Raw genomic sequence first — 22,915 nt, forward strand, 5'->3', positions numbered from 1 at the left:
ATAAGCAATGCTAAAGAGAGCTTTTTTAATGCTGTGTGCTGCCGGTACTTTTACCGCGATGCATGCGCAAACGCAATATACTATAGCGGCTGATAAGGTGAAGGCACACATTCAGCCTACCATGTATGGGATATTTTTTGAGGATATTAACCTTGCTGCCGATGGCGGTGTTTATGCCGAGTTGGTAAAAAACCGTTCGTTTGAGTTTAACATGCCTTTGATGGGATGGAAAGAGCAAAAAAAGGACGGCGGTGACGGCCGCACTGAAGTGATCAACCGTGCTGTTGAACGTCCGGAAAATGCGCACTTTATAAAGAGCTATATCACAACTGATGCCGGTTTTTACGGTTTCTCGAACGAGGGTTTCCGCGGGATGGGGGTTAAGGAAGGCGAGGAATACAGCTTTTCGGTGATAGCCAAACAGGAAGGTGATACCAACGTAAAGCTGAATATTGAACTGCACGGCGATAATGATGCTGTTATAGGTAAAGCCGAACTTACGCCAACCGATAAAGAATGGAACCGTTACAGCGTGAAGTTTAAATCGAGTGCTACAACGCAGAAAGCACAGCTGTATGTTTGGATGAGCGGTAAGGGCGTAATCGACCTCGATATGATTTCCCTGTTTCCCGAGCACACCTGGAAAAACCGCCCGGGTGGCCTGCGTGCCGACCTGGTACAGCGATTGGCTGATCTTAAGCCCGGCTTTTTACGTTTCCCCGGTGGATGTATTGTTGAAGGCCGCGAGTTGAGCAACCGCTATCAGTGGAAAAAAACTATCGGCGCGGTTGATAAACGCGAGAATATCATTAACCGCTGGAATACGGAGTTTAAACACCGTCCAACGCCTGATTATTACCAAACTTTCGGTCTGGGCTTTATGGAGTATTTTATGACTGCCGAGGATATTGGCGCTTCGCCCCTGCCTATCCTGAATTGCGGTATGGCCTGCGAATTCAACACCGGCGAACTGGTGCCTTTGGATAAACTTGATCCTTACGTACAGGACGCGCTCGACCTGATTGAGTTTGCTAATGGCGATGCCAGCACCAAATGGGGTAAGCTGCGTACCGATCTCGGTCACCCGGCACCGTTTAATTTAAAAATGATCGGTGTGGGTAATGAACAATGGGGCCCGCAATATATCGACCGTTGGAAAATCTTTACCAAAGCTATCAAAACTAAATACCCGGATATCAAGATTGTGTCTGCTTTAGGCCCATCGCCTGATGGTAAAGAGTTTGACCTGTTAAATAAAACCTTCCGCGGTTTAGGTGCCGATATTTTGGATGAGCATTATTATGCGCCTGCAAAATGGTTCAGGGATAATGCCCGCCGTTATGATAACTATGACCGTAAAGGCCCTAAGATCTTCGCCGGTGAATATGCCGCGCAAAGCAAATCAACCGTAAACCCCGATAACAAAAACAATTGGGAGTGCGCATTATCTGAAGCGGCCTTCATGACCGGTTTGGAGCGTAATGCAGATGTAGTGAACATGGCTTCATACGCCCCGCTTTTTGCTCATGTAGAAGGCTGGCAATGGACACCAAACCTGATCTGGTTTGATAACCTGAAAAGTTATGCTACGCCGAATTATTATGTGCAGCAACTGTTTTCCATTAATAAAGGAACAGATGTAGTGCCGCTTACCTTAAACAACGAGGCCATAGCCGGCCAAAATGATAGCTATGCTACTGCCAGTTTAGATAAGAATACCAATGAACTGGTGATCAAGTTTGTGAATACCAGCACTTCGGCTCAAAATGTAAGCTTTAAAATTACAGGCTCAAAAGGTTATCAAAAACAGGCCACGGTTACTACACTAAAAGCCGACGACAAGGATGCTGAAAATTCATTGACCGCACCAACGGCAGTTAGCCCTGTTGAAAGCAAGATTGATATTTCGGGCAATACCCTGAAGCTGGCAGTTGAACCTTACTCGTTTAAAGTAGTAAGGCTTAAAAATAAATAGCCTTGAAAAAGATCCTATTGATCATATCCTTATTGTTCCCGGGCATTTTCTGCAATGCCCAGGAACTAAGGACTGATATATCGGTACACGACCCGGTAATGACCCGACAGGATAGTACGTATTACATCTTTTGTACGGGCAACGGCATTGCTATGTGGTCGTCAAGTGATAGGGTACATTGGAAGGCCGAGAAACCGGTGTTTGCAACACCCCCGCAATGGGCGGTTGATGCTATTCCCGGTTTTAAAGGGCACATTTGGGCGCCGGATATTTCGTTTTATAATGGGCTGTATTACTTGTTTTATTCAGTATCGGCCTTTGGCAAAAACACTTCGGCCACAGGTTTAGCAACCAATACTACATTACATACCAATGATCCGGCATATAAATGGATTGATCATGGCAAGGTAATTCAATCCATCCCAGGCAAAACCAACTGGAATGCCATCGACCCTAATTTGATTACCGACAAAGACGGTACGCCATATTTAGTTTTCGGCTCGTTTTGGGATGGATTAAAACTGGTAAAACTGAATAAAGACAGGTTAAGCGTTGCGGAAAATATTGATAACATTCCAACCATTGCCACACGCCGAAAAGTAGCAACGGAAAACCTCCCAGCTGTTGACGGTAATCCTGTTGATGCAGGAGGCAATGCCATTGAAGCGCCGTTTATTTTTAAACACGATCAATACTTTTACCTGTTTGCCTCGATAGATTATTGCTGCAAAGGACCGAAGAGTACTTACAAAATGATTATCGGTCGCTCGAAAAAACTGAAAGGGCCATACCTGGATAAAGAAGGCATAGCCATGAACAAAGGTGGCGGTAGTATCCTGCTGGCCGGCGATAAGGATTGGTACGGTGTTGGACATAACGGTGTAAGTACCTTTGACGGCGCGGATTACATTATTTTCCACGGCTATGATGCAGCCGATAGAGGGATTTCGAAGTTGAGGATAGAGAGGCTGGATTGGATTGATGGATGGCCGGTGATAAGGAAATGAATACCTACTTATAGTTATTGCTTATAACTTAGTCGCCACCGCTCGGCTCCAGCCGGGTGGTAACGATCAAGCGGCCTTTGGCCGCCGACGCAGGAGTAGCAGGCCAGAGGCCTGGGAATAAAAGCCATTCGGCTGGAGCCGGGCGGCGGCTGTTATTGTTGAACCCAGCGCAGGTTAAGCTTCCTCGCCTGAAATCTGTTGCATTAACATTACAATATGAAAACATCACAATACCTGATCGCATTAGGCCTGGCACTTGGCAGCCTGACATATGCCAATGCCACAACCCGCGATACCACATTCCATGCCGATGGTAACCCCATTATCAGGCACAAGTATACTGCCGATCCGGCGGCTATGGTTTATAAGGATAAGGTATACCTGTACACCGGGCATGATGAAGCTGCGCCCGGTCATAACGGCTATACCATGCACGACTGGACCTGCTTCACTACAACCGATATGGTGAACTGGACAGAGCATCCTTCGCCTATGAATGTTAGGGAGTTTAAATGGGCTAAGGATGATGCATGGGCTTCGCAGGTGATAGAACGGAATGGCAAGTTTTATTGGTATGTGGCTGTTGAACATGGCACTATTCATGGCAAAGCTATTGGCGTGGCGGTATCTGACAGTCCGTTAGGGCCGTTTAAGGACGCCCGTGGCAGTGCTTTGGTTACCAATGATATGACCAAGGCCGTAAAGCATTCATGGGATGATATTGACCCGACGGTTATTATTGATAAAGGCGGGCAGGCCTACCTGTTTTGGGGAAACGGCATTTGCTATTATGCTAAACTTAAAAGCGACATGACCGAGCTTGACGGGGAGATTAAAACGATTACCCTGCCGCATTATACAGAAGCGCCGTGGATCCATGAGCGTAATGGCTGGTATTATCTTTCATATGCCTATGAGTTCCCCGAAAAAATAGCGTATGCTATGAGCCGGAATATTAACGGGCCATGGGAATATAAGGGGATTATCAATGAGATTGCTGGAAACTCCAATACCAATCACCAGGCTATTATTGAGTTTAAGGGCAAATGGTATTTTATATATCATAACGGAGCGTTAGTGCCTGATGCGGGCAGTTTTCACCGTTCCGTTTGCATCGATTATTTGTATTACAATAAAGATGGAAGTATTAAGCGGGTGGTAATGACCAGCGAAGGAGTTAGGCCGGCGAAATAATTAGTCCCACTCAAGCCTTCTCCACCGGGGAGGGCTTTGAAGTTTTCCCTACATGATAGTCCAAAGGGAGAATTATTCCGATTGATAAGTACATAATTTAATGAAAGGTAACTTTACCAATTATTTTACTGATATTGCGTTGCGTACGTTTGGCCTGTAAACCAACCGGCTACCAGCTGTTTTACCGCAAAAAACCAATTATAATAAAATATGATCATTAAAAATGTTTACTTATTACTTGCCGGACTTTTATTGGCCGGTTTTACTTCATGCAAAAAGAAAGAAGTTTTGCCGGGCAATTCCGGGAACGTTCCCGGTGATACGGTGGTAAACACCGGAAAGGCGTTGCCGGCTGGTGCAAAAGATGGGGTTACTTTTATCAATTCGGGTAAATCGGTAATTTTTAACCTGTATGCGCCGGGCAAAAAATCCATATCAGTAATAGGTGATTTTAACGGTTGGGATGTAAATGATACCAAGGCCGTGATGAATAACACACCCGATGGCAAACGCTGGTGGGTACAAATTGATAACCTCGATCCCGCTGCTGAATATGGTTATCAGTTTTATATTGATAAATCATTGAAGGTAGCTGATCCATATACCGAAAAGGTGCTTGACCCTGATAACGATTCATACATTTCTTCAGATACCTATCCCAACTTAAAAAAGTATCCAGCCGGGAAAACTACCGGTAATGTAAGCGTTTTTCAGGCCAGTCAGCCTGCGTACAGCTGGAAAAACACCAGCTTTACCCGTCCCGATAAAAAGAACCTGGTTATTTATGAGTTATTGGTTCGTGATTTTATTGACGCCCATAACTATCAAACCCTTACAGATACGCTGAAGTATCTCTCAAACCTGGGAGTTAATGCTATTGAACTGATGCCTTTTAATGAGTTTGAAGGCAATCTTTCATGGGGCTATAATCCGTCTTTTTATTTTGCACCTGATAAATACTACGGTACCAAAAACGCCTTGAAAGCTTTTATTGATGAGTGCCACTCGCGGGGTATAGCGGTTATCCAGGATATAGTGCTTAATCACTCCTTTGGCCAATCGCCAATGGTACAAATGTATTTTAATACAACAGCGGGCAAACCTGCGGCCAACAATCCCTGGTATAATGTGGACCCAACGCATCCTTACAATGTAGGTTACCAGTTTAACCATGAAAGCGCCGACACTAAATATTTTGTAAAAAACGTGCTCAAATTCTGGATGACGGAGTATAAGATAGATGGTTTTCGCTTCGACCTTTCAAAAGGTTTTACCCAGGTTAACTATGGCACGTCTGATGCAGCCGTGAACGCATGGAGCCAATATGATGCCAGTCGTGTAGCCATCTGGAAAGATTATAACAACTATATAAAAAGCATCGATAATAATAACTTCTACGTAATACTGGAACATTTTGCGGCTAACCAGGAAGAAAAAGAACTGGCCGGCGAAGGCATGATGCTTTGGAACAACCTGAACTATAATGCCAATGAAGCTACTATGGGCTGGCTAACCAACTCCAATTTTCAGGGTTTGTTTTATGATCAGCATACGTTTACGCAGCCGTATAACCTGGTAGGCTACTTTGAAAGCCATGATGAGGAACGCCTGCAGTTTAAAAATGAAAGCTATGGCAATGCGGTTGGCAGCTACAATGTAAAAGATAAAAACACAGGTTTGGCGCGCGAAGAAATGGCAGCCGCGTTCCTGTTTTCGGTTCCGGGACCTAAAATGCTGTGGCAGTTTGGGGAGCTTGGTTATGATGTAAGTATTAACCAGGGAGGCCGCACCAGCAATAAACCTATCTACTGGAACTATAATACCGACCCTAACAGGAGGCATTTATATGGTGTTTATGCAAAGATGATTAAGATGAAGGAAAAGAACGCTGTATTTGCCTCAACCAATTATACTTATGATCTTGCCGGTCCCATTAAAACAATCCAACTAAAAGATGCCGGCGCGAATGTTGAGGTGGTAGGCAATTTTGACGTGGTGCTGCAAACCGGCAGTATCAGCTTCCCGGCTACCGGAACCTGGTATGATAACATTAACAAAACCAGTATAAGTGTAACATCATTGCCATATTCCATGACGCTGCAACCCGGCGAATATCATGTTTACAGCAGTGCTCCTTTACAGCAATAACCAGGTTAAAACACTAAGTGTTAAGGCTTCCGGGAGTTGACAAATGCTGTTTTAAGAGGTAGTTTTTAACAGGAAATTACACTTCTGAAAACTATAAACGTGTAATGGCCTTATTTTTAATTGATTGTTAATAATTAATGTTACCTTTGTAGTAATTAAATAAAAATATAATGCAAGGAACAGTAAAATTCTTTAATGAAACCAAAGGTTTCGGATTTATTACACCAACTAATGGTGGTGCCGAAGTTTTTGTACACGTCTCAGGCCTGATCGACACTATCCGTGAAAACGATAGCGTTACCTACGATGTAGAGCAAGGCAAAAAAGGCTTAAATGCGGTAAATGTAAAAGTAGGTTAAACTATCAATTATATAAAAATCGTACAGCATCTGTTCAGCAATGGGCAGATGCTTTTTTTATGCAATAAAAAAAGCCTAACATATGCTATAAAACAGCTCCGTTAGGCAATAATTATATTCAACAGGGGAGTTTTCCTAAGAAGGCTTTACCATCTGCACTAAGGCATCAATAAATTTAGGTGCATCATTCAAACTCTCAACCAGTTGCACATGCTCACCGCCGAGAGCTTTAAACTCGTCACCATATTCGGTAGTTACTTCATATACGGTTTCAAGGCAGTCAGCTACAAAGGCGGGGCAAAATACCAGGAGACGTTTTTTACCTTCGCCGGCCAGTTTGGCTACAATTTCGCTGGTGTAAGGCTGCACCCATGGGTCATTGCCCAGGCGCGATTGAAAGCAGATGGTATATTTCTCTTTCGGAATGCCCATTTTTTCAGCTATCAGTCTCGCCGTATGATGTGATTGTGCCGAATAGCAAAACCTGTTGGCATCAGTAAGCGTTTCGCAGCAGCCGGCCGATTTAAGGCAGTGGTTATGCGTATGGTCTGCTTTAATCAGCTGCCTTTGCGGCAGTCCGTGAAAGCTAAATAAAACGTGATCGTACGTTTCGGGATTATATTTTTGAGCGTTATCAGCAAAAGTTTCAATCATCAGCTCATTATCGTGGAAAGAGTTGATGAACGTAATATTTGGCGATGTTGGCCATTTGCCAACAATGTCCATCACCTTTTCATAAACAGACCCGGTACTGGCCGAAGCATATTGCGGAAACAAAGGGATTACCTGGATACTTTCAACAAGGGCTGCTTTCAGCTTCTCCAAAGCCGACTCGATAGAAGGATTTTGGTAACGCATAGCCAGCTCAACCATATAGTCATCGCCAAGGCGCTGTTGTAAAGCCTGCTGTTGTAAAACACTGTAATGTAACAGTGGTGAGCCTGTTTTAGGGTCCCAAATGGCTTGGTACAATTTGGCCGATTTAGGTGCCCTGAACGGAACAATAAGGCCTTTGACTAAAAGAGTGCGTGAAATGGCCCCGATATCAATAACCCGCGGATCCATCAAAAACTCATTCAAATAACGCTTTACATCTGCTGTGCTGGGGCTATCCGGGGTGCCCAGGTTAACCAGTAAAATTCCTTTTTTAGCCATAACTGTAGGCGCAAAAATAGCAAAAAATGCTCCGTAAGTTATGACGGTGGTCACAATTTACAAATAAATGAGGTGTAAGATAAGTGAATGTTTGAAAGTAGAAATTGAATTTAGGAATTGTGTTATTTGTTTTTAAGGAGATATGTTGATAAGGAATTTAGCGTATCAGCATTTTTATATGATTAGGGCGTTGCCTGCGGCCGGGCTCTACGCTCATACTGCACGGGCGTTAGTCACAGGCCGGTATCCGCTCCGATCCCTAACGCGGGTTGGATTTAACAACTTTCCACAATCTCCACCATGGTACACCCGGCGATTCATGGTGCTCATAATGATAACCAAAAAAATAGCAGCTAAAAAATGCAGCCAAATGATTACGGCGCTGGCTCCGGGCAAAGTGCCGGTTATCGTGTTCGCCTTTATGGGGCTGATATGTACCGAAGTAAAATAACTGTAATGTGCTCAGCAATGATGGTACAACCCAAAACATAATCAGGTTTGGCTGTGGGATCCAGATCTTCAGGATATTGAATACAACAGCCATCACCACAATTTGCCATATGGACAGGTAATTGCGGATAAATTGTACATACCATGCAAAAAAGCTGCCCTGGTGATAATCCGGATCTTCATGGGTATGTACGTGGCTATGGTGCTTGTGGTGTTTTGTGTACAATTGGGGGTACCAGAACGAGGCATATAGGAAAGTGCTGAGGTAACCCACAAAGTTATTTAAGCCCCTATCGGGCGAAACTGTACCATGCATAGCATCGTGAGCGGTGATGAACAGCCCGGTATAAAGGTGCATTTGCACCAGCATCAGTACATAAACAAGAGGATTGCTGAAGCTGAAATGCCATTGCATCAGTAATGTAATACTTGTTGCCCAGCAGCCAATTACCAGCGCGGCCACAAATAAACCAATATTTGATGGACTTTTTTGCATGTTACCTATTACAGCAAAAAGCGTGCTGTTAAAAGCTTTCTATAGCGGCTTTTACTTTCTGCATCAGCCACATGGGTGTTGATGTTGCACCGGCAATACCAATGGTATCATTTGGCGCAAACATGTTTTTATCCAGTTCGTCGGTTGAGGATATGAAGTAAGTATTGGGGTTGTGCTTGCGGCATACTTCATACAATACCTTACCGTTTGATGATTTTTTGCCCGATACAAAAACAATCTTATCAAAGCGCGTTGCAAATTTGGGCAGGTCTTTATCCCGGTTACTTACCTGACGGCAAATAGTATCATTAGCCTTAAGGTCGTAGCCGCGTGAAATAAGCTCATCTTTAACCGAGTAGAATTTATCCATACTCTTGGTGGTTTGGCTATACAGCGTAATGTTGTGCGGCAGTTCTACATTGTCAAGCTCGGCAATATCCTGGAAAACTATTGCTTCATCATTAGTTTGTCCCTGCAGGCCAATCACTTCTGCATGACCGTGCTTGCCAAAAATCAGGATCTTCTCGTTCGAGTCGTATGAGGTTTTGATGCGGTTTTGCAGTTTAAGCACTACCGGGCATGAGGCATCAATAAGGGTGATGTTATTCTCTAAAGCCGTACGGTAGGTGTCGGGAGCTTCGCCATGGGCACGGATGAGCACCTTTTCATTATGGAGATCTTTAAGCTGGTCGTGTTCAATGATGCGAAGGCCTTTTGCTTTCAGGCGTTCAACCTCTTCGTCATTATGCACAATATCGCCAAGGCAGTACAGGTAGCCGTCTTCTTCTAAAATCTCCTCGGCCATATCAATGGCATAAACCACCCCAAAGCAAAAGCCCGAATCCTGGTCAATAGTAACTTTTAACTGATAATCTCCCATGGTGCTGTAAATTTACGGCAAAAATAACCGTTGATTGTAATGATTGCGTTGATTTTGATGATTATTATATCATTAAATAGTTGATCCCTTAGCTCAATAAACCAAATTCAAAACAGCAAAAAATAAAAACTGCGCAATCAGTAATGTTGGGCCAACAATGCTTTGCCGTTTAAATTTAAACTGCTCAAATATAAAAAGCAACAATGCACTCAGCACAAACCAGCAAACATAGTTTTTAAACGGAACGCCAGCATCCAGCCAATGCCAGTAATCAAAATGTATGGCAATAGGCTCAATCAGCACATCGAGCAGGGTAAGGATCATAGCTCCTGAAAGTATTCTAACCAATGTACTTTTTAGGCGGCTTCGCTGCAGGGTAATGCCCGCGGCATAGACCAGCAGGAACCAATTTACCCCGATCATCAAGGGAATTTCAAATAGTTTAATGCCAAGTGTTCTGCCATATTGATAATGCCCGAAGAGCCAACCGGTATGTACACCGATGTATTCGGCCATGAAGCCGATGCCGAAGGCGGTCAATGCAAACAGCAGAAACCTGCTGTCGAAATTGTCATAACTATAAATGATAATCCCAAGCATCAATAGTAAATGCCATGGTACCAGGGTTATAAATAATACGGTTAATGAGGGGATAATAAAGCCTATCAACCCTACCAGGTGAAACAGGAAAATAACTATGATACAGATCCTGTTTTTTTTCTGGACAGCATTATCGGATGCTATGGGTTTCAAATTTTTCGCCCTTTCCACATCGTGGTTTTGGTGAGATACCTTTGGATGGATAAAACAGCTACGACAAGCAGGCTAAACATTTGAGCAGGATGTAAAAGGATGTTATACTCCGCTTTTTGACCGGCCGAAAGGGAGATCATGATCCGCGTAAGAAAAATAAGGCCTGCGGTAAAAAGTATCAGCGGCATGTTCAGGGTTGTCATGATAATCAGCGGACCGGCAATAGTGATGGTAATGTACACCAAAAAACCAATGATGCTGTAGTTAAAAGCCGCCAGGAAATTTTTACTGAACCCATTTATAGCTTCGCCATATCCCCGGTACATACGGCAGCTGATCATGCCGTTGGCCAGCAGGGCCTCGCCATTATAACGCTCCGCTTTTATGAGGCGCATGATCTCCACGTCTTCCACCACCTTGTTTTTTACCGCTTTGTGCCATTGGTGTTTATGATAAATGGCAGCATCAAACAACATAAACTGACCGCTGGCGGCCGCTACTGAGGCGTTTTTTAATATATATACCAGGCGTAAAGGCAGCAGGTTTAGCAATATGAAATGCATGAGAGGCACTACCAGGTTCTCGCCGAGGGTAAGCATGGTTTGATTGCTGAACAGGCTTAATAAACCCAGTTGGTGCAAATGCATACGGTGCACAGCACTGTTGATAAGGCGGTTACTAACCTGTTCGTCGGCATCCAAAAACAGCAGATATTTACCATCGGCCTGTTTAGCCATTTGGTGGCAGGCGTAATTTTTCCCCATCCAGCCATCTGGTAATTTACCTCCCTTTAACACCCTGAAATGAGGGTGCCCGGCGGCAAATTCAGTACAAACCTGGTAAGTATCATCGCTTGAATCATCGTCATAAATAATAACCTCGTAGTTGTTATAGTCCTGCCGATGGATGGAATTTAACAGGGTTAATATGTTTTCGGCCTCGTTACGTGCAGGGACCAGGATAGAAACTTTATCCGAATAATACCGCCCTATATGGGGCAGTTTGGGGTTGGAGATATAATTGAATAGCGTTACCGCAAACCTGAGTATGATAAAAAAGAGGGTTATTAATATAGCTATGGTCACTTTTTATATATCAAATTCGGTTTGCAGTAATTTGGAGGCTTCATAATGCCTTTGATAAGCTTCCTGTAATTTACTTATGCTTTTACCGGTGTAATTTTCTGGTTCGCTTTTTAAATAAACGGTTGCCGTTGCCTTTTTATGTTTAAAGTACTGAATAAAAGTTGAAGCAAAAACGAGCTGGAAATTCCCATTTGCTTTTTCAATGATCCTCATAACCCCTTTTTCAAAGTTTATGCCGGTAACAAAGTTAGCATACAGTTTGCCCTGTGGAAATATCAAAACCAAATTTGCCGGATCGGTAAGCAATCCGGCCGCATAGTCAAGGGACTGGATGATACTTTTTGAATCTTTTTTTACCGAAAAAGCACCGGCAAATTTCAGGAAGCGCTCGCTACGGGCAGTCTCTTCCAGGATCATGACATGTAACTTTTTCTTTAGCAATTTATCGTTTACGCAGTATAATATCAACCCATCCCAAAAACTAAAGTGGTTGCCTATCAGCAGCACCGATTTATTTTTATCAATTACAATGTCGTTAAACAACAGTTCATGAAACGTTTTGCCAACTATCCATTTAACATAGTAATGGACAATACGGGTCATGAAAAAGTTTTCTTTATTGCGGATCATATTTTACACGAATGTATTGCATGTCGGCGACAATTTTATCGAATTACACGAAATTTGCTGATGGCTTATCAAATGAAATTAGTGCCAATTCGATATAATTCGAAACATTTGTGCTGATATAATTAGTGTTCCATATTGATCTGGTTTTTTAACGCTTGCTGATGTGCGTTATTAATGTTCTCCTTCAACTGCTCAAAACTAAGTTCGCCGGCAACACCTAAATCAAACAAATGGACATAGGCGCGGGGCTTCAGGCTTTCAAAGTAATCGATCAGGGTACAATGATAAACCACCTGGCAGGGGCCTTTTATCTGTCGCATCAGTTTATAAACACCGGTTTCAACACGTATAAATGTTTCATGGTTTGAATAGAGCTCGCCCTGCGGAAATATCACGATAAGATTATCAGGATCATTTAATATCCCGGCCGAGTAACTGAGCGAGTCGAGTATCGCCCTTGACCCCTTTTGAATGGAGTAGGCACCAATGTATCGAAAATAACTATGCTGATCGAACTGGTCCTGCTGCATCATGATGTAAAATTGCTTTTTGAGATCATAAACAGCTGTCCGGTTAGCAATGAAACCATCCCACCAGCTAAAATGATTGGTCAAAAGCAATATTGAATGGCCCGGGCGTGGCTCAAAGGGCTGTACATTAACCTCTTTAAAATTACGGCCGATCCACCATTTTACACAACGGATGAATAATTTACTCCAAAATTTCTTTTTACGCGAAGGTACCATGTTTATTTAACTAAATACTCGTCAAGTGCCTTTGTAACCAACCAGTGCCCAAGTTCAATTTCATGCACTTCGGCATTATGAAGCATTCCTAAAAATGGCATTGCCGCCGATTTAGGGAATAGTTTATCATGCCTGCCAAATATCAGCAAACATTTAATTTTATGCTGATTGATTAGTTGTGCTACTTTCTGCACATCAGGCTTTAACTGCCTGATCAAATTTAGGGTATAATAGGTGTCAAGCCGTTTTTGTTCGGTATCAATTTCATTATAAGCTATGCGGTAAAGGCTTTCGTCAATAGCGCCAACGGTTTTCATGCTTTTAACTAAAAAAGGTGCCAGCCATTTGCTTTTTGTGGCCGTACGGAAAATTGCGCGTCCAAGCGTATTATGCAATATAAAATGAAAGCCTTTAAATACAGCAAGGCCATCAGGGGCCATTAAAATGATGTCATCAATCATATCGGCATATTCTTCAACCAATATCAGGGCCAGGTTGGCGCCTATAGAATAGCCCATTACCGAAAAACGTTGCCGGCCGTAAAGCTTAAACCATTCTTCCATGTAGCCGCTTACCATGGTTTTGGGCATCCCGGCCACGATCTGTTGTTCTGTCCAGCCATCCAGCCTGCTTTCGCCGTGAAAAAAGTGATCGAAACCATAGATGTGATATTGGGGTAGGATGGATTGATCAAGTACATGAAACTGTTTCCCAGTCATGCCATAGCCATGAAAGGCCAGCAGCGGTTTTTGACCGGTACCATACTCGTGAAAATGTGCTTTGCCCAAGCCGGGCAGATGTAAAAAACCCATTAAGGCAATATTAAGAATTTATGGCTTTTGTACAGTAAACGGCCATGTTTTGTTTTGAATGATGGAATAGTCTTTTTATAAAATTGTCATTTCGATGAACGGCGAAGGGCGCGAAGCTGGGTGTGAAGAGAAATCTTCTGCTTCCTGCAAATCCACCATACATGGTTTACTTACCGGGTGTACAATTTCTCACTCGTTCCTCATATCATTAATGGCATTTTTTATTTATCGATATACTTCATGATCATTTCCGTAGCCCCTACATTTTCCTTCACATAATTAAATACCTTTTTACGGGTAATATTATAAAACGCCTCGTCATTAACCAGTGTGTCAACAATATCTTTTAATTCTGTTTCATTGCTGATGCTAAAACCGGCATTAATGGCTATAAGTTCCTTGGCTTCGTTAAATTTCTGATAATTGGGGCCAAAAATAACCGGCAGACCGAACGCGGCTGCCTCCAGGGTATTATGAATACCCACACCAAAGCCGCCACCTATGTAAGCAACGTCGGCATAAGCATAAAGCGATGAAAGCATGCCGATATTATCTATCACCAGCGATTGAAGATTGTTAGATGTAAGCGATTGGTTAATAAAATCTCCTGACTTTAAGCCTTCTGCCTCAGTTCTTAGCTGAGAAAAAGTGATCGCATTTCCCTGCGGAAGCAACTCTATCAAGTTATTAATCTTTTCTTCCGGTATTTCATGCGGAGCGAAGATGAATTTCCAGTCGGGATACTGGCTTACTAATTTGGTTAATATATTCTCATCCTGTGGCCAGGTGCTGCCTGCTATAAATAACTTGTGACCGTTTTTAAATTGTTGTATCAAAGGCAGCACTTTAGGGTTTTGTGCATTTGCCCAAACGCGATCAAACCGGGTATCGCCGCTAACTGATGTGTTAGTAATACCGATACCTTTCAATAACTGCGTAGATGCCTCATCCTGTAAAAAGAAGTGCGATACCAGACTTAGGATTCTGCGATTAAAACCGCCATACCATTTAAAAAACACCTGTGTGGGTCTGAAGATGCCTGATACGATATACAGGGGGATATTACGCTTGTTTGCTTCATTAAAAAAATGGAACCAGTACTCGTATTTAGTAAAAATGACAATCTCGGGGTTAATGGCATCAATAAACCTGCGGGCGTTTCGGGCAGTATCCAAAGGCAGGTAGTAAACATAGTCCGCAAGGGAGGTGTTTTTCCTGATCTCATATCCCGAAGGGGAAAAAAAAGTGACTACTATTTTCTTTTTGGGGTGTAAATTTCTCATTGCTTCCAGTATCGGCCTTCCTTGCTCAAATTCGCCAAGTGAAGCAAAATGAAACCAAATACTGCTTTCTATACGTACAAAGACAGGATTTTTACGCCCTGCAACCCAAAGTTTTGCCTTGTTGTTAAACAATGCGGCAAAACGGATAAAAAGGGAATATAATTTGATACCTATATTATATAATAACATCAATTTTAACGCTGAATGATTATCTTAGCCGGGCATAAAAGTAATAACAATAATTACAATATTAGTTTATGGCCCGCCCGGTGCTATAATAAGTCGGTTATATGATTGATCATACAAATATTGCTTACTTAAATTTAAAACACATTTAACACTATGAAAATTGCAGTAATTGGTACGGGCTATGTAGGCCTGGTAACGGGAACTTGTTTAGCCGAAACGGGAAATGAAGTAACCTGTGTAGATATCGTGGAAGAAAAAGTAAACAAGATGCGGAATGGCGAAATGCCGATCTATGAACCGGGTCTTGATATTTTATTTCTGCGTAACATTAAACAGGAAAGACTAACCTTTACCACTAATCTTGCCGAAGCAATAGCCCCGGCCAAAGTGATCTTTTTGGCGTTACCAACGCCTCCGGGAGCCGATGGAGCAGCCGATTTGAGTTATGTGCTTGGCGCGGCAAAAGATATCGCCAAACTGATCACCGAATATAAAGTGATCGTAACCAAATCAACGGTACCTGTAGGTACGGCAGATAAGGTAACCGCAGTGATGAAAGCCAATACCGATGTTCCCTTCGCTGTGGTATCCAACCCCGAGTTTTTACGCGAAGGCGTAGCCGTAGAAGACTTCATGAAACCGGATAGGGTAGTGATCGGTACAACGGACGAAAAAGCCCGCCAGGTAATGGGCGATTTATATGCACCTTACGTGCGCCAGGGTAACCCTATATTATACATGGACGAACGCTCATCCGAGCTAACCAAATATGCAGCCAACTCATTTTTAGCCACCAAGATCACGTTCATGAACGAGATTGCAAACATGTGCGAGCTGGTAGGGGCGGATGTAGATATGGTACGCAAGGGGGTAGGAGCAGATGGCCGTATTGGCAAACGCTTCCTGTTCCCAGGTGTGGGGTATGGGGGCAGCTGTTTTCCTAAAGATGTGCAGGCCCTGTCAAAAGCAGCCGAAGAAAATAAATACGACTTCAAGATCCTCAACTCGGTGATGGAAGTGAACGAAAATCAGAAGAAACGGCTGGTAGTTAAAATGCGTGAATATTATGGCGAAGGCGGACTGAAAGGAAAACATTTTGCCCTGTGGGGACTGGCTTTTAAACCGGAAACCGACGATATCCGCGAAGCACCAGCACTGTACATTATCGATGAGCTATTAGCAGCCGGGGCGACAGTAACCGCCTACGACCCGGAAGGCATGCCAAACGTTAAAAAACTACTTGGCGATAAGATAAGCTATGCCACCAATCGGTACAATGCCCTTGAAGATGCAGATGCTTTGCTGATTGTGACCGAATGGCCGGTATTCCGTACGCCAGACTTTGACTTTATGAAGGAAAAGCTGAAGTCGCCGGTGATCTTTGACGGGCGTAACCTGTATGACCTGGACAGGATGAAAGATTATGGATTTTATTATAACAGTATAGGCCGTAAAACAGTAGCAATATGACAGAAAGAAAAAGGATCCTGATTACAGGAGCGGCCGGTTTTTTAGGCTCGCACCTGTGCGACAGGTTTATTAAGGAAGATTATCATGTGATCGGGATGGATAACCTGATCACCGGCGATTTGAGGAATATCGAACATTTGTTCAAACTGGAGAACTTTGAGTTTTATAACCATGACGTATCCAAGTTTGTTTATGTACCGGGCGAACTGCATTATATCCTGCATTTTGCCTCACCGGCCAGCCCGATAGATTATCTGAAAATTCCGATCCAGACATTGAAAGTAGGTTCACTGGGAACCCATAACCTGCTGGGGCTGGCCCGGAACAAGAAGGCACGGATGCTGATCGCCTCCACATCGGAAGTATACGGCGACCCGAACATCAACCCTCAGCCAGAGGAATATTGGGGTAATGTAAACCCGGTAGGCCCGAGAGGGGTGTATGATGAAGCCAAAAGATTCCAGGAAGCTATTACCATGGCTTACCATACCTTCCACGGGTTGGAAACCAGGATCGTTAGGATTTTCAATACTTATGGCCCAAGGATGCGACTGAATGATGGAAGGGTGTTACCGGCTTTTATAGGGCAGGCACTGCGGGGCGAACCGCTGACCATGTTTGGCGACGGCTCACAAACGCGGTCGTTTTGCTATGTAGATGACCTGATAGAAGGGATCTACAGATTATTGCACAGCGATTACGCCCAGCCGGTGAATATCGGCAACCCTGATGAAATCACGATAAAACAATTTGGCGAGGAGATCATTAAGCTGACGGGTACCAACCAGGAGCTGATCAGCCTGCCTTTGCCAACAGACGATCCGAAGCAACGCCGCCCGGATATTACCAAGGCCAAAGCTATATTAGGCTGGGAGCCAAAAGTATCCAGGAGTGAAGGTTTGAAGATCACCTTAGAATACTTCAAGTCGTTGCCCGAACATGAAATAAACCATAAAGACTTTACCTATTACAATAAGTAAAGGTAACCAGGCCGGAAATTAATTTTTTTGGCCTTTTTTATAATATAAAAGCGGATGAATTGTCACAATCTGCTTACTTTGCCGAACATTCAAACATACTCTCTATTTAAACCATGAAAATATTAGTAACAGGCGGTTTGGGTTTTATTGGTTCGCACACCGTTGTTGAGCTGGTTAACGCGGGGTATGACCCCATTATCGTTGACGACCTGTCGAACTCGGACCCCAAAATATTAGATCAGCTTACAAAGATCTTAGGCTTTACCCCGGTATTTCATAAGCTTGATCTTTGCGATGAAGCCGCCGTTAGATCACTTGCACTTGCCGAACCCGAAATAGGTGGTATCATCCACTTCGCAGCCTTTAAAGCGGTGGGCGAATCGGTAAAAAAACCAATGAAATATTACCGGAATAATTTTTATTCTCTTATCAATCTGCTCGAAGCTTATTACGGTAAGGCTATCAATTTTGTATTTTCATCAAGCTGCACAGTTTACGGACAGCCCGAAAAATTACCCGTTACTGAGAATGCTCCGGTACAACCTGCGCAATCGCCATATGGTAATACCAAGCAAATAGCCGAAGAAATTTTGGTTGATATGGTAAATTCCGGCAGCGATTATAAAGTGATTTCGTTGCGTTATTTTAACCCCGTAGGTGCCCATGAGTCTGCTTTGATCGGGGAGTTGCCAATAGGTGTACCACAAAACCTGGTGCCTTTTATTACACAAACTGCCATAGGCAAACGCGAAAAAATAACCGTTTTTGGTAATGATTATAACACGCCTGATGGTAGCTGCATCCGCGATTATATTCACGTAGTTGATTTGGCGAAAGCCCATGTAGCCGCGTTAAGGCTTGCCGAAAAAGACGAATTTAAAGGTTATGATGTGTTTAACCTGGGCACAGGCAATGGCACATCAGTATTGGAAGTAATTCATGCTTTTGAAAGCACTACTGGCGAAAAACTGAACTATGAAATTGGCCCGCGCCGTGAAGGTGATGTGGAGCAGGTTTGGGGCGATGTTACCAAATCATCAACCAAGCTTGGCTGGACAGCTAAACTTGGTATTGGCGAAATGATGTCATCAGCCTGGGAGTGGGAAAAATATATTGCTCAAAATCCATTCAATTAATATCAACAGCAAGGAATGAAAAAGATCATTATAACAGGGGGCGCTGGTTTTATTGGTTCGCATGTGGTGCGCAGGTTTGTGAAAAATTATCCTGATTACATCATTGTTAATTTAGATAAGCTTACTTATGCGGGTAACCTGGCCAATTTAAAGGATATTGAAAATGAACCTAATTATAAGTTCGTAAAGGGAGATATTGTTGATATTGCTTTTATTAATGAACTTTTTGCGGCTGAAAATCCAGATGCGGTGATCCATCTTGCTGCCGAGTCGCACGTAGACCGGTCGATCACTAACCCCCTTGATTTTGTGATGACCAATGTGGTAGGCACCGTAAATTTATTGAATAGCGCCCGTGAGCACTGGAAAGGCAAATATGATAAAACCCGTTTTTATCATGTTTCTACCGATGAGGTATACGGTACCCTTGGCGATGAGGGGATGTTTACTGAAGAAACTGCCTATGATCCACATTCACCATATTCGGCTTCAAAGGCGGGTTCTGATCATTTTGTGCGGGCCTACCAGGATACTTATGGTATGGATACCGTAATATCAAATTGCTCAAACAATTATGGATCATTCCATTTTCCGGAAAAACTTATTCCGCTGGCAATTAATAATATCAAGCAAAGTAAACCTGTACCGGTATATGGTAAGGGCGAAAATATCCGCGATTGGCTTTGGGTTGAAGACCATGCGCGGGCAATTGATGTAATATTTCATAATGCCAAATCGGGCTCAACCTATAATATAGGCGGGCATAATGAATGGAAAAATATTGACCTGATCAAATTGCTTTGCAGTATATTGGATAAAAAATTAGGCAGAGCTGAGGGAGAATCGGCTAAGTTGATCACTTTTGTGACAGACAGGGCCGGGCATGACCTGAGATATGCTATCGATGCAACCAAATTAAAAAATGATTTGGGTTGGGTGCCGGGCATAACTTTTGAAGAAGGTTTGGAAAAAACAGTTGATTGGTACCTGGCTAATGAAGATTGGCTTAATGATGTAACGTCGGGACATTACCAGCAATATTACAGCAGTCAGTATAACGATAGATAAAAATGTTCGGGCTTTTTAAGAGGAAGAAGGCAGTAAGGGAATCAAAGTTCAATTATGAGGGAATCATGGTTGATATGCACTCGCATGTGTTACCGGGAATTGACGATGGCGCTAAAACGCCTGAAGACTCGGTAGAATTGATAAAAAAGATGATGGAATTGGGGATAAAAAAAGTTATCGCTACGCCACACATCATGATAGATTTTTATCGCAACACCCCCGAAACCATAGGAAACGCGCTTGCTATATTAAAAGCCGAACTGGTTAAGCAGGGAATTGATATACCGGTTGAAGCCGCTGCCGAACACTATTTTGATGAAACGTTTGAAGCTCGTGTAGAGGATGGCCCGATCATGACCATGGGCGATAATCACGTATTATTTGAATTTTCATTTATAAATCAACCGCCAAATACTTACAGTGTAATTCAAAAGCTTCATGATAAAGGGTATAAACCTATTTTGGCCCACCCCGAGCGCTATCAATACCTTGATTTAGAGAAATTGAAAAATTTGCACAGTTGGGGTGTCGACTTTCAGCTTAACACCATATCTCTTACCGGGTATTACGGCAAGGAGATAAAGAAGATGGCCGAAGACCTGATTGATAATAGTTTGATAGATTTTATTTCAAGTGATATGCACCACTTAAGGCACGCCGCAGCATTTGGCGATGCACTAAGAACAACCTATATCGAAAAATTGCTTATCGACTATCCGCTTAAGAATAAGATGTTGTTTTAGCAAAAGCAGTATTGCAAAAATGATATAGCCTAAAAAATCGTTGTTGTGGTACGAAGCAATAACGATTTTTTTATTTGTTTTAAATGCTAACGTCCCATCAGGGTCTCTCGCAGAGGACCCTGATGTATACGCCATACAAGATTCGCTGTTCTGAATATGCTATTAGGTATTTATAGAAAACATAGTGATGTTGTTAAAAAAAAACATCCCGAAGAAGGTAAGTTTGATGTACCTTCTTCATTTATAAATATTAATATAGTTTATAGTTGGAGTTTGGCGATAGCGTAACTTCGCGCTGAATGAAGGAAATATCCTGTTTACGAGTTATTTCAAAACCTTTAGGGGGAAAAGGTAGGGTGTTGTTTTTATTAACATTTTTTATTTTTGTAAAATAATAAGTTGGTATTTTTGCTTGTATTTTATATATAATAAATATAACTTTATATCAAAAGCTATATTATTATGAAAAATAGACAACTCTTTAAAGTGGTGTTAATTGTTTTATTGGCAATTGGCAGTCAAGTATTATTCGGGTTTTCACCCGCTAAGTCAAAAAATGCCTATAAGTTAAAATCAGTTCACATTACCAGGCTAAATGCCAGGTTGGTGCAATATGATTTTTATTTTAGCAACGGCAATAATAGTGTTACATTAAGCGGGCGCGGGCAAACGAATAGCGGTAACATTAACGCATTTTTGGTTGAGTATTTTGGGACTAGCCCTGATAACGCGGTAGGTGCCGGTACAGCAAGTGGTACTTACTCTATCGATGCAAACGGGAATTGTACAATAAACGTAACCTATACCGCATATGGCCACGCCCAGGAATGGTATAGTGGAGTGGCAAATTATTCCGTCGTTTAAATTATATACGTTTTCTATAAGGAGGTCATCTAAAAGTTTAAGGGTGACCTCTTTCTTTTAAATTGCACTTTGCTGTTTCTGTAGGGTTCTGGTAATAATTTTTGTAAATGTAATCGTTGCGTTTTTTAGTTCGGTATTGTTGCTATTCGTACCTCAAAGCTTCAACCGGATCCAGTTTTGCTGCTTTTTTTGCCGGGTAGTAACCCGATATCAAACCAATAAACGTACACAACACCACTGCAAAGAACAGCCATCCCCATGGCACTACAAATGCGCCGCTTATTTGTACGGCAATTAGGTTTCCGGCAGCCATGCCCAGTATCATACCTGCTGCACCGCCTATAAGGCAGATCACTATGGCCTCTATTAAAAATTGTTTACGAATGATTGCCGGGGTTGCTCCTATAGCTTTTCGCACACCAATTTCGCGGGTGCGTTCTGTTACTGATACCAGCATGATATTCATAAGCCCTATGGCGGCACCGATTAGCGTGATAATACCTACAGCAAAACCGGCGGCTGTAATACCTGCAAGTTGACCTGAAAGCTCTTTTTGAATGGAATCGCTTCGGCTTATTTCAAAGTTATCCTGGTTAATTACGTTAAGCCCTCTTACGTTTCTGAATAAGGAAGTGGCTTCACCTATGGTAGCATCAAGGGCACCGGGAGTGGCTACTTTAATGGTTACTGTGAACGAAGCATTTTTGGTACTGTCTATCTGTTTGGCTTTCAATACCGGGATCACGCAAAATTTATCGCCTCCGAATGAACTTGAGCCTTTTGATGCAAATACACCAACTATCCTGAACCTATCGGTACCAAGATATATCGATTTATTTATCGGGTCTTCGGTTTTAAACAGTTTCTTTTTAATCTCGTCGCCAATAATGACCACGTTCGATCCATGTTCCAGTTCAGAAGCTGAAAAATTACGCCCGAAAGCCAGCTTTTTACCCGCTGTAACCAGGTAATTTTCGTTTGAGCCGGAGATAGATATGTTTGGATTGGTTTTTTGATTGCCGTATTTGGCTACTGCGGTACCATTTACCTCTAAATTAATGGCTATAGCTACCGGCAATTTAAAAGTATTTTTAAAGCGTACAGCTTGGTCATAAGTAATGGCCGGATACACTTTACGATGCCCGCCGTTGCCGAAGTTCAACCCCTCGCCACGGTTTTGCAGGGTGAATGTGTTGGCGCCAAGATCGGCAAAAGCATCATTAGTGAACTGCCTGATGCCTTCAATGGCCGTTAAAATACCCACCAACGCCATGATACCAATAGCTATGATGAGCGCGGTTAATGAGGTGCGCAGCCTGTTGCCGGCTATAGACTGTAATGCAATGGAAATGTTTTCTTTGTAAGAGGTTTTTACCGGCATGGTATAAATATAAAAAACTTGCTGGTATGACTATGCACTCCGCCTATTTGTTACAGTTGCTGATCAATAAACTTTTTGATGGATAGTATAGCCTGGCGTCAATGATATTGC

General features: G+C 42.7%; 21 protein-coding genes. 11 read left to right on the plus strand and 10 right to left on the minus strand.

Annotated features, from left to right (window positions below; genetic code table 11):
- Positions 1–7 precede the first annotated feature (7 nt).
- The 5 genes from BLS28_RS10380 to BLS28_RS10400 all read left to right on the plus strand — a co-directional run bounded on the left by BLS28_RS10380 (position 8) and on the right by BLS28_RS10400 (position 6,683).
- Positions 8–1,975, plus strand: coding sequence for an alpha-L-arabinofuranosidase family protein (locus BLS28_RS10380; RefSeq protein ID WP_256337390.1), 1,968 nt, complete (start codon positions 8–10; stop codon positions 1,973–1,975).
- 2 nt (positions 1,976–1,977) lie between these two features.
- On the plus strand, positions 1,978–2,982 hold the full coding sequence (locus BLS28_RS10385; RefSeq protein WP_256337391.1) for an arabinan endo-1,5-alpha-L-arabinosidase: 1,005 nt from the start codon (positions 1,978–1,980) through the stop codon (positions 2,980–2,982).
- A gap of 216 nt (positions 2,983–3,198) precedes the next feature.
- A complete protein-coding gene (locus BLS28_RS10390) occupies positions 3,199–4,176 on the plus strand; it encodes a glycoside hydrolase family 43 protein (RefSeq protein WP_091165736.1) in 978 nt (325 codons plus the stop codon).
- Between the two features lie 210 nt (positions 4,177–4,386).
- Positions 4,387–6,324 (plus strand): alpha-amylase family glycosyl hydrolase, encoded by a 1,938-nt coding sequence (locus tag BLS28_RS10395; protein ID WP_091165739.1) that lies wholly within the window; start codon positions 4,387–4,389, stop codon positions 6,322–6,324.
- Positions 6,325–6,491: 167 nt separating this feature from the next.
- On the plus strand, positions 6,492–6,683 hold the full coding sequence (locus BLS28_RS10400) for a cold-shock protein (protein ID WP_090528875.1): 192 nt from the start codon (positions 6,492–6,494) through the stop codon (positions 6,681–6,683).
- Positions 6,684–6,818: 135 nt separating this feature from the next.
- On the opposite strand, the gene hemH is transcribed toward BLS28_RS10400, so the two are convergent.
- The 9 genes from hemH to BLS28_RS10445 all read right to left on the minus strand — a co-directional run bounded on the left by hemH (position 6,819) and on the right by BLS28_RS10445 (position 15,162).
- Positions 6,819–7,838, minus strand: a complete 1,020-nt coding sequence (gene hemH, locus BLS28_RS10405) for a ferrochelatase (RefSeq protein WP_091166956.1) — start codon at positions 7,836–7,838, stop codon at positions 6,819–6,821.
- Positions 7,839–8,097: 259 nt separating this feature from the next.
- Positions 8,098–8,784: a fatty acid desaturase gene (locus BLS28_RS10410; RefSeq protein WP_091165742.1), complete on the minus strand. Its 687-nt coding sequence runs from the start codon at positions 8,782–8,784 to the stop codon at positions 8,098–8,100.
- Positions 8,785–8,812: 28 nt separating this feature from the next.
- Positions 8,813–9,664, minus strand: a complete 852-nt coding sequence (locus BLS28_RS10415; protein ID WP_091165745.1) for a 4-hydroxy-3-methylbut-2-enyl diphosphate reductase — start codon at positions 9,662–9,664, stop codon at positions 8,813–8,815.
- A gap of 93 nt (positions 9,665–9,757) precedes the next feature.
- Positions 9,758–10,435 carry a carotenoid biosynthesis protein gene (locus BLS28_RS10420; RefSeq protein ID WP_091165747.1) on the minus strand — a complete coding sequence of 226 codons (678 nt, stop codon included), beginning with the start codon at positions 10,433–10,435 and terminating at the stop codon, positions 9,758–9,760.
- Positions 10,414–11,502, minus strand: coding sequence for a glycosyltransferase family 2 protein (locus BLS28_RS10425; RefSeq protein ID WP_091165750.1), 1,089 nt, complete (start codon positions 11,500–11,502; stop codon positions 10,414–10,416). Before BLS28_RS10425 ends, BLS28_RS10420 begins: the two co-directional genes overlap by 22 nt.
- Positions 11,503–11,505: 3 nt before the next feature.
- Positions 11,506–12,132, minus strand: a complete 627-nt coding sequence (locus tag BLS28_RS10430; protein ID WP_091165753.1) for a 1-acyl-sn-glycerol-3-phosphate acyltransferase — start codon at positions 12,130–12,132, stop codon at positions 11,506–11,508.
- Positions 12,133–12,254: 122 nt separating this feature from the next.
- Entirely contained in the window at positions 12,255–12,878 is a 624-nt protein-coding gene (locus BLS28_RS10435; RefSeq protein WP_091165755.1) for a lysophospholipid acyltransferase family protein, read from the minus strand.
- 2 nt (positions 12,879–12,880) lie between these two features.
- A complete protein-coding gene (locus BLS28_RS10440; RefSeq protein ID WP_091165758.1) occupies positions 12,881–13,690 on the minus strand; it encodes an alpha/beta fold hydrolase in 810 nt (269 codons plus the stop codon).
- Positions 13,691–13,911: 221 nt separating this feature from the next.
- Positions 13,912–15,162, minus strand: coding sequence for a 3-deoxy-D-manno-octulosonic acid transferase (locus BLS28_RS10445; protein WP_369596623.1), 1,251 nt, complete (start codon positions 15,160–15,162; stop codon positions 13,912–13,914).
- Between the two features lie 153 nt (positions 15,163–15,315).
- On the opposite strand from BLS28_RS10445, the gene BLS28_RS10450 reads away from it, so the two are divergent.
- The 6 genes from BLS28_RS10450 to BLS28_RS10475 all read left to right on the plus strand — a co-directional run bounded on the left by BLS28_RS10450 (position 15,316) and on the right by BLS28_RS10475 (position 21,423).
- On the plus strand, positions 15,316–16,632 hold the full coding sequence (locus BLS28_RS10450; protein ID WP_091165765.1) for a UDP-glucose dehydrogenase family protein: 1,317 nt from the start codon (positions 15,316–15,318) through the stop codon (positions 16,630–16,632).
- On the plus strand, positions 16,629–17,612 hold the full coding sequence (locus BLS28_RS10455; protein ID WP_091165770.1) for a UDP-glucuronic acid decarboxylase family protein: 984 nt from the start codon (positions 16,629–16,631) through the stop codon (positions 17,610–17,612). Before BLS28_RS10450 ends, BLS28_RS10455 begins: the two co-directional genes overlap by 4 nt.
- Before the next feature lie 113 nt (positions 17,613–17,725).
- Positions 17,726–18,748 (plus strand): UDP-glucose 4-epimerase GalE, encoded by a 1,023-nt coding sequence (galE, locus tag BLS28_RS10460; RefSeq protein ID WP_091165775.1) that lies wholly within the window; start codon positions 17,726–17,728, stop codon positions 18,746–18,748.
- 15 nt (positions 18,749–18,763) lie between these two features.
- Complete coding sequence (gene rfbB, locus BLS28_RS10465; protein ID WP_091165779.1) at positions 18,764–19,816, plus strand: dTDP-glucose 4,6-dehydratase; 1,053 nt, start codon at positions 18,764–18,766, stop codon at positions 19,814–19,816.
- Between the two features lie 2 nt (positions 19,817–19,818).
- On the plus strand, positions 19,819–20,559 hold the full coding sequence (locus tag BLS28_RS10470) for a tyrosine-protein phosphatase (RefSeq protein WP_091165782.1): 741 nt from the start codon (positions 19,819–19,821) through the stop codon (positions 20,557–20,559).
- A gap of 462 nt (positions 20,560–21,021) precedes the next feature.
- On the plus strand, positions 21,022–21,423 hold the full coding sequence (locus BLS28_RS10475) for a hypothetical protein (RefSeq protein WP_091165788.1): 402 nt from the start codon (positions 21,022–21,024) through the stop codon (positions 21,421–21,423).
- 142 nt (positions 21,424–21,565) lie between these two features.
- Here the strand turns inward: BLS28_RS10475 and BLS28_RS10480 are convergent, their stop codons facing one another.
- Complete coding sequence (locus BLS28_RS10480; protein WP_091165792.1) at positions 21,566–22,804, minus strand: ABC transporter permease; 1,239 nt, start codon at positions 22,802–22,804, stop codon at positions 21,566–21,568.
- Between the last annotated feature and the right edge of the window lie 111 nt (positions 22,805–22,915).

This window comes from Mucilaginibacter gossypii, assembly GCF_900100945.1.
Classification (GTDB): domain Bacteria; phylum Bacteroidota; class Bacteroidia; order Sphingobacteriales; family Sphingobacteriaceae; genus Mucilaginibacter; species Mucilaginibacter gossypii.

Coding starts and splice junctions, on each gene's coding strand:
- BLS28_RS10415 (WP_091165745.1), bottom strand. CDS start 9,664: ATGGGAGATTATCAGTTAAAAGTTACTATTGACCAGGATTCGGGCTTT.
- BLS28_RS10480 (WP_091165792.1), bottom strand. CDS start 22,804: ATGCCGGTAAAAACCTCTTACAAAGAAAACATTTCCATTGCATTACAG.
- BLS28_RS10390 (WP_091165736.1), top strand. CDS start 3,199: ATGAAAACATCACAATACCTGATCGCATTAGGCCTGGCACTTGGCAGC.
- BLS28_RS10450 (WP_091165765.1), top strand. CDS start 15,316: ATGAAAATTGCAGTAATTGGTACGGGCTATGTAGGCCTGGTAACGGGA.
- hemH (WP_091166956.1), bottom strand. CDS start 7,838: ATGGCTAAAAAAGGAATTTTACTGGTTAACCTGGGCACCCCGGATAGC.
- BLS28_RS10430 (WP_091165753.1), bottom strand. CDS start 12,132: ATGATCCGCAATAAAGAAAACTTTTTCATGACCCGTATTGTCCATTAC.
- BLS28_RS10440 (WP_091165758.1), bottom strand. CDS start 13,690: ATGGGTTTTTTACATCTGCCCGGCTTGGGCAAAGCACATTTTCACGAG.
- BLS28_RS10445 (WP_369596623.1), bottom strand. CDS start 15,162: ATGTTATTATATAATATAGGTATCAAATTATATTCCCTTTTTATCCGT.
- BLS28_RS10435 (WP_091165755.1), bottom strand. CDS start 12,878: ATGGTACCTTCGCGTAAAAAGAAATTTTGGAGTAAATTATTCATCCGT.
- galE (WP_091165775.1), top strand. CDS start 17,726: ATGAAAATATTAGTAACAGGCGGTTTGGGTTTTATTGGTTCGCACACC.
- BLS28_RS10475 (WP_091165788.1), top strand. CDS start 21,022: ATGAAAAATAGACAACTCTTTAAAGTGGTGTTAATTGTTTTATTGGCA.
- BLS28_RS10380 (WP_256337390.1), top strand. CDS start 8: ATGCTAAAGAGAGCTTTTTTAATGCTGTGTGCTGCCGGTACTTTTACC.
- rfbB (WP_091165779.1), top strand. CDS start 18,764: ATGAAAAAGATCATTATAACAGGGGGCGCTGGTTTTATTGGTTCGCAT.
- BLS28_RS10395 (WP_091165739.1), top strand. CDS start 4,387: ATGATCATTAAAAATGTTTACTTATTACTTGCCGGACTTTTATTGGCC.
- BLS28_RS10455 (WP_091165770.1), top strand. CDS start 16,629: ATGACAGAAAGAAAAAGGATCCTGATTACAGGAGCGGCCGGTTTTTTA.
- BLS28_RS10410 (WP_091165742.1), bottom strand. CDS start 8,784: ATGCAAAAAAGTCCATCAAATATTGGTTTATTTGTGGCCGCGCTGGTA.
- BLS28_RS10470 (WP_091165782.1), top strand. CDS start 19,819: ATGTTCGGGCTTTTTAAGAGGAAGAAGGCAGTAAGGGAATCAAAGTTC.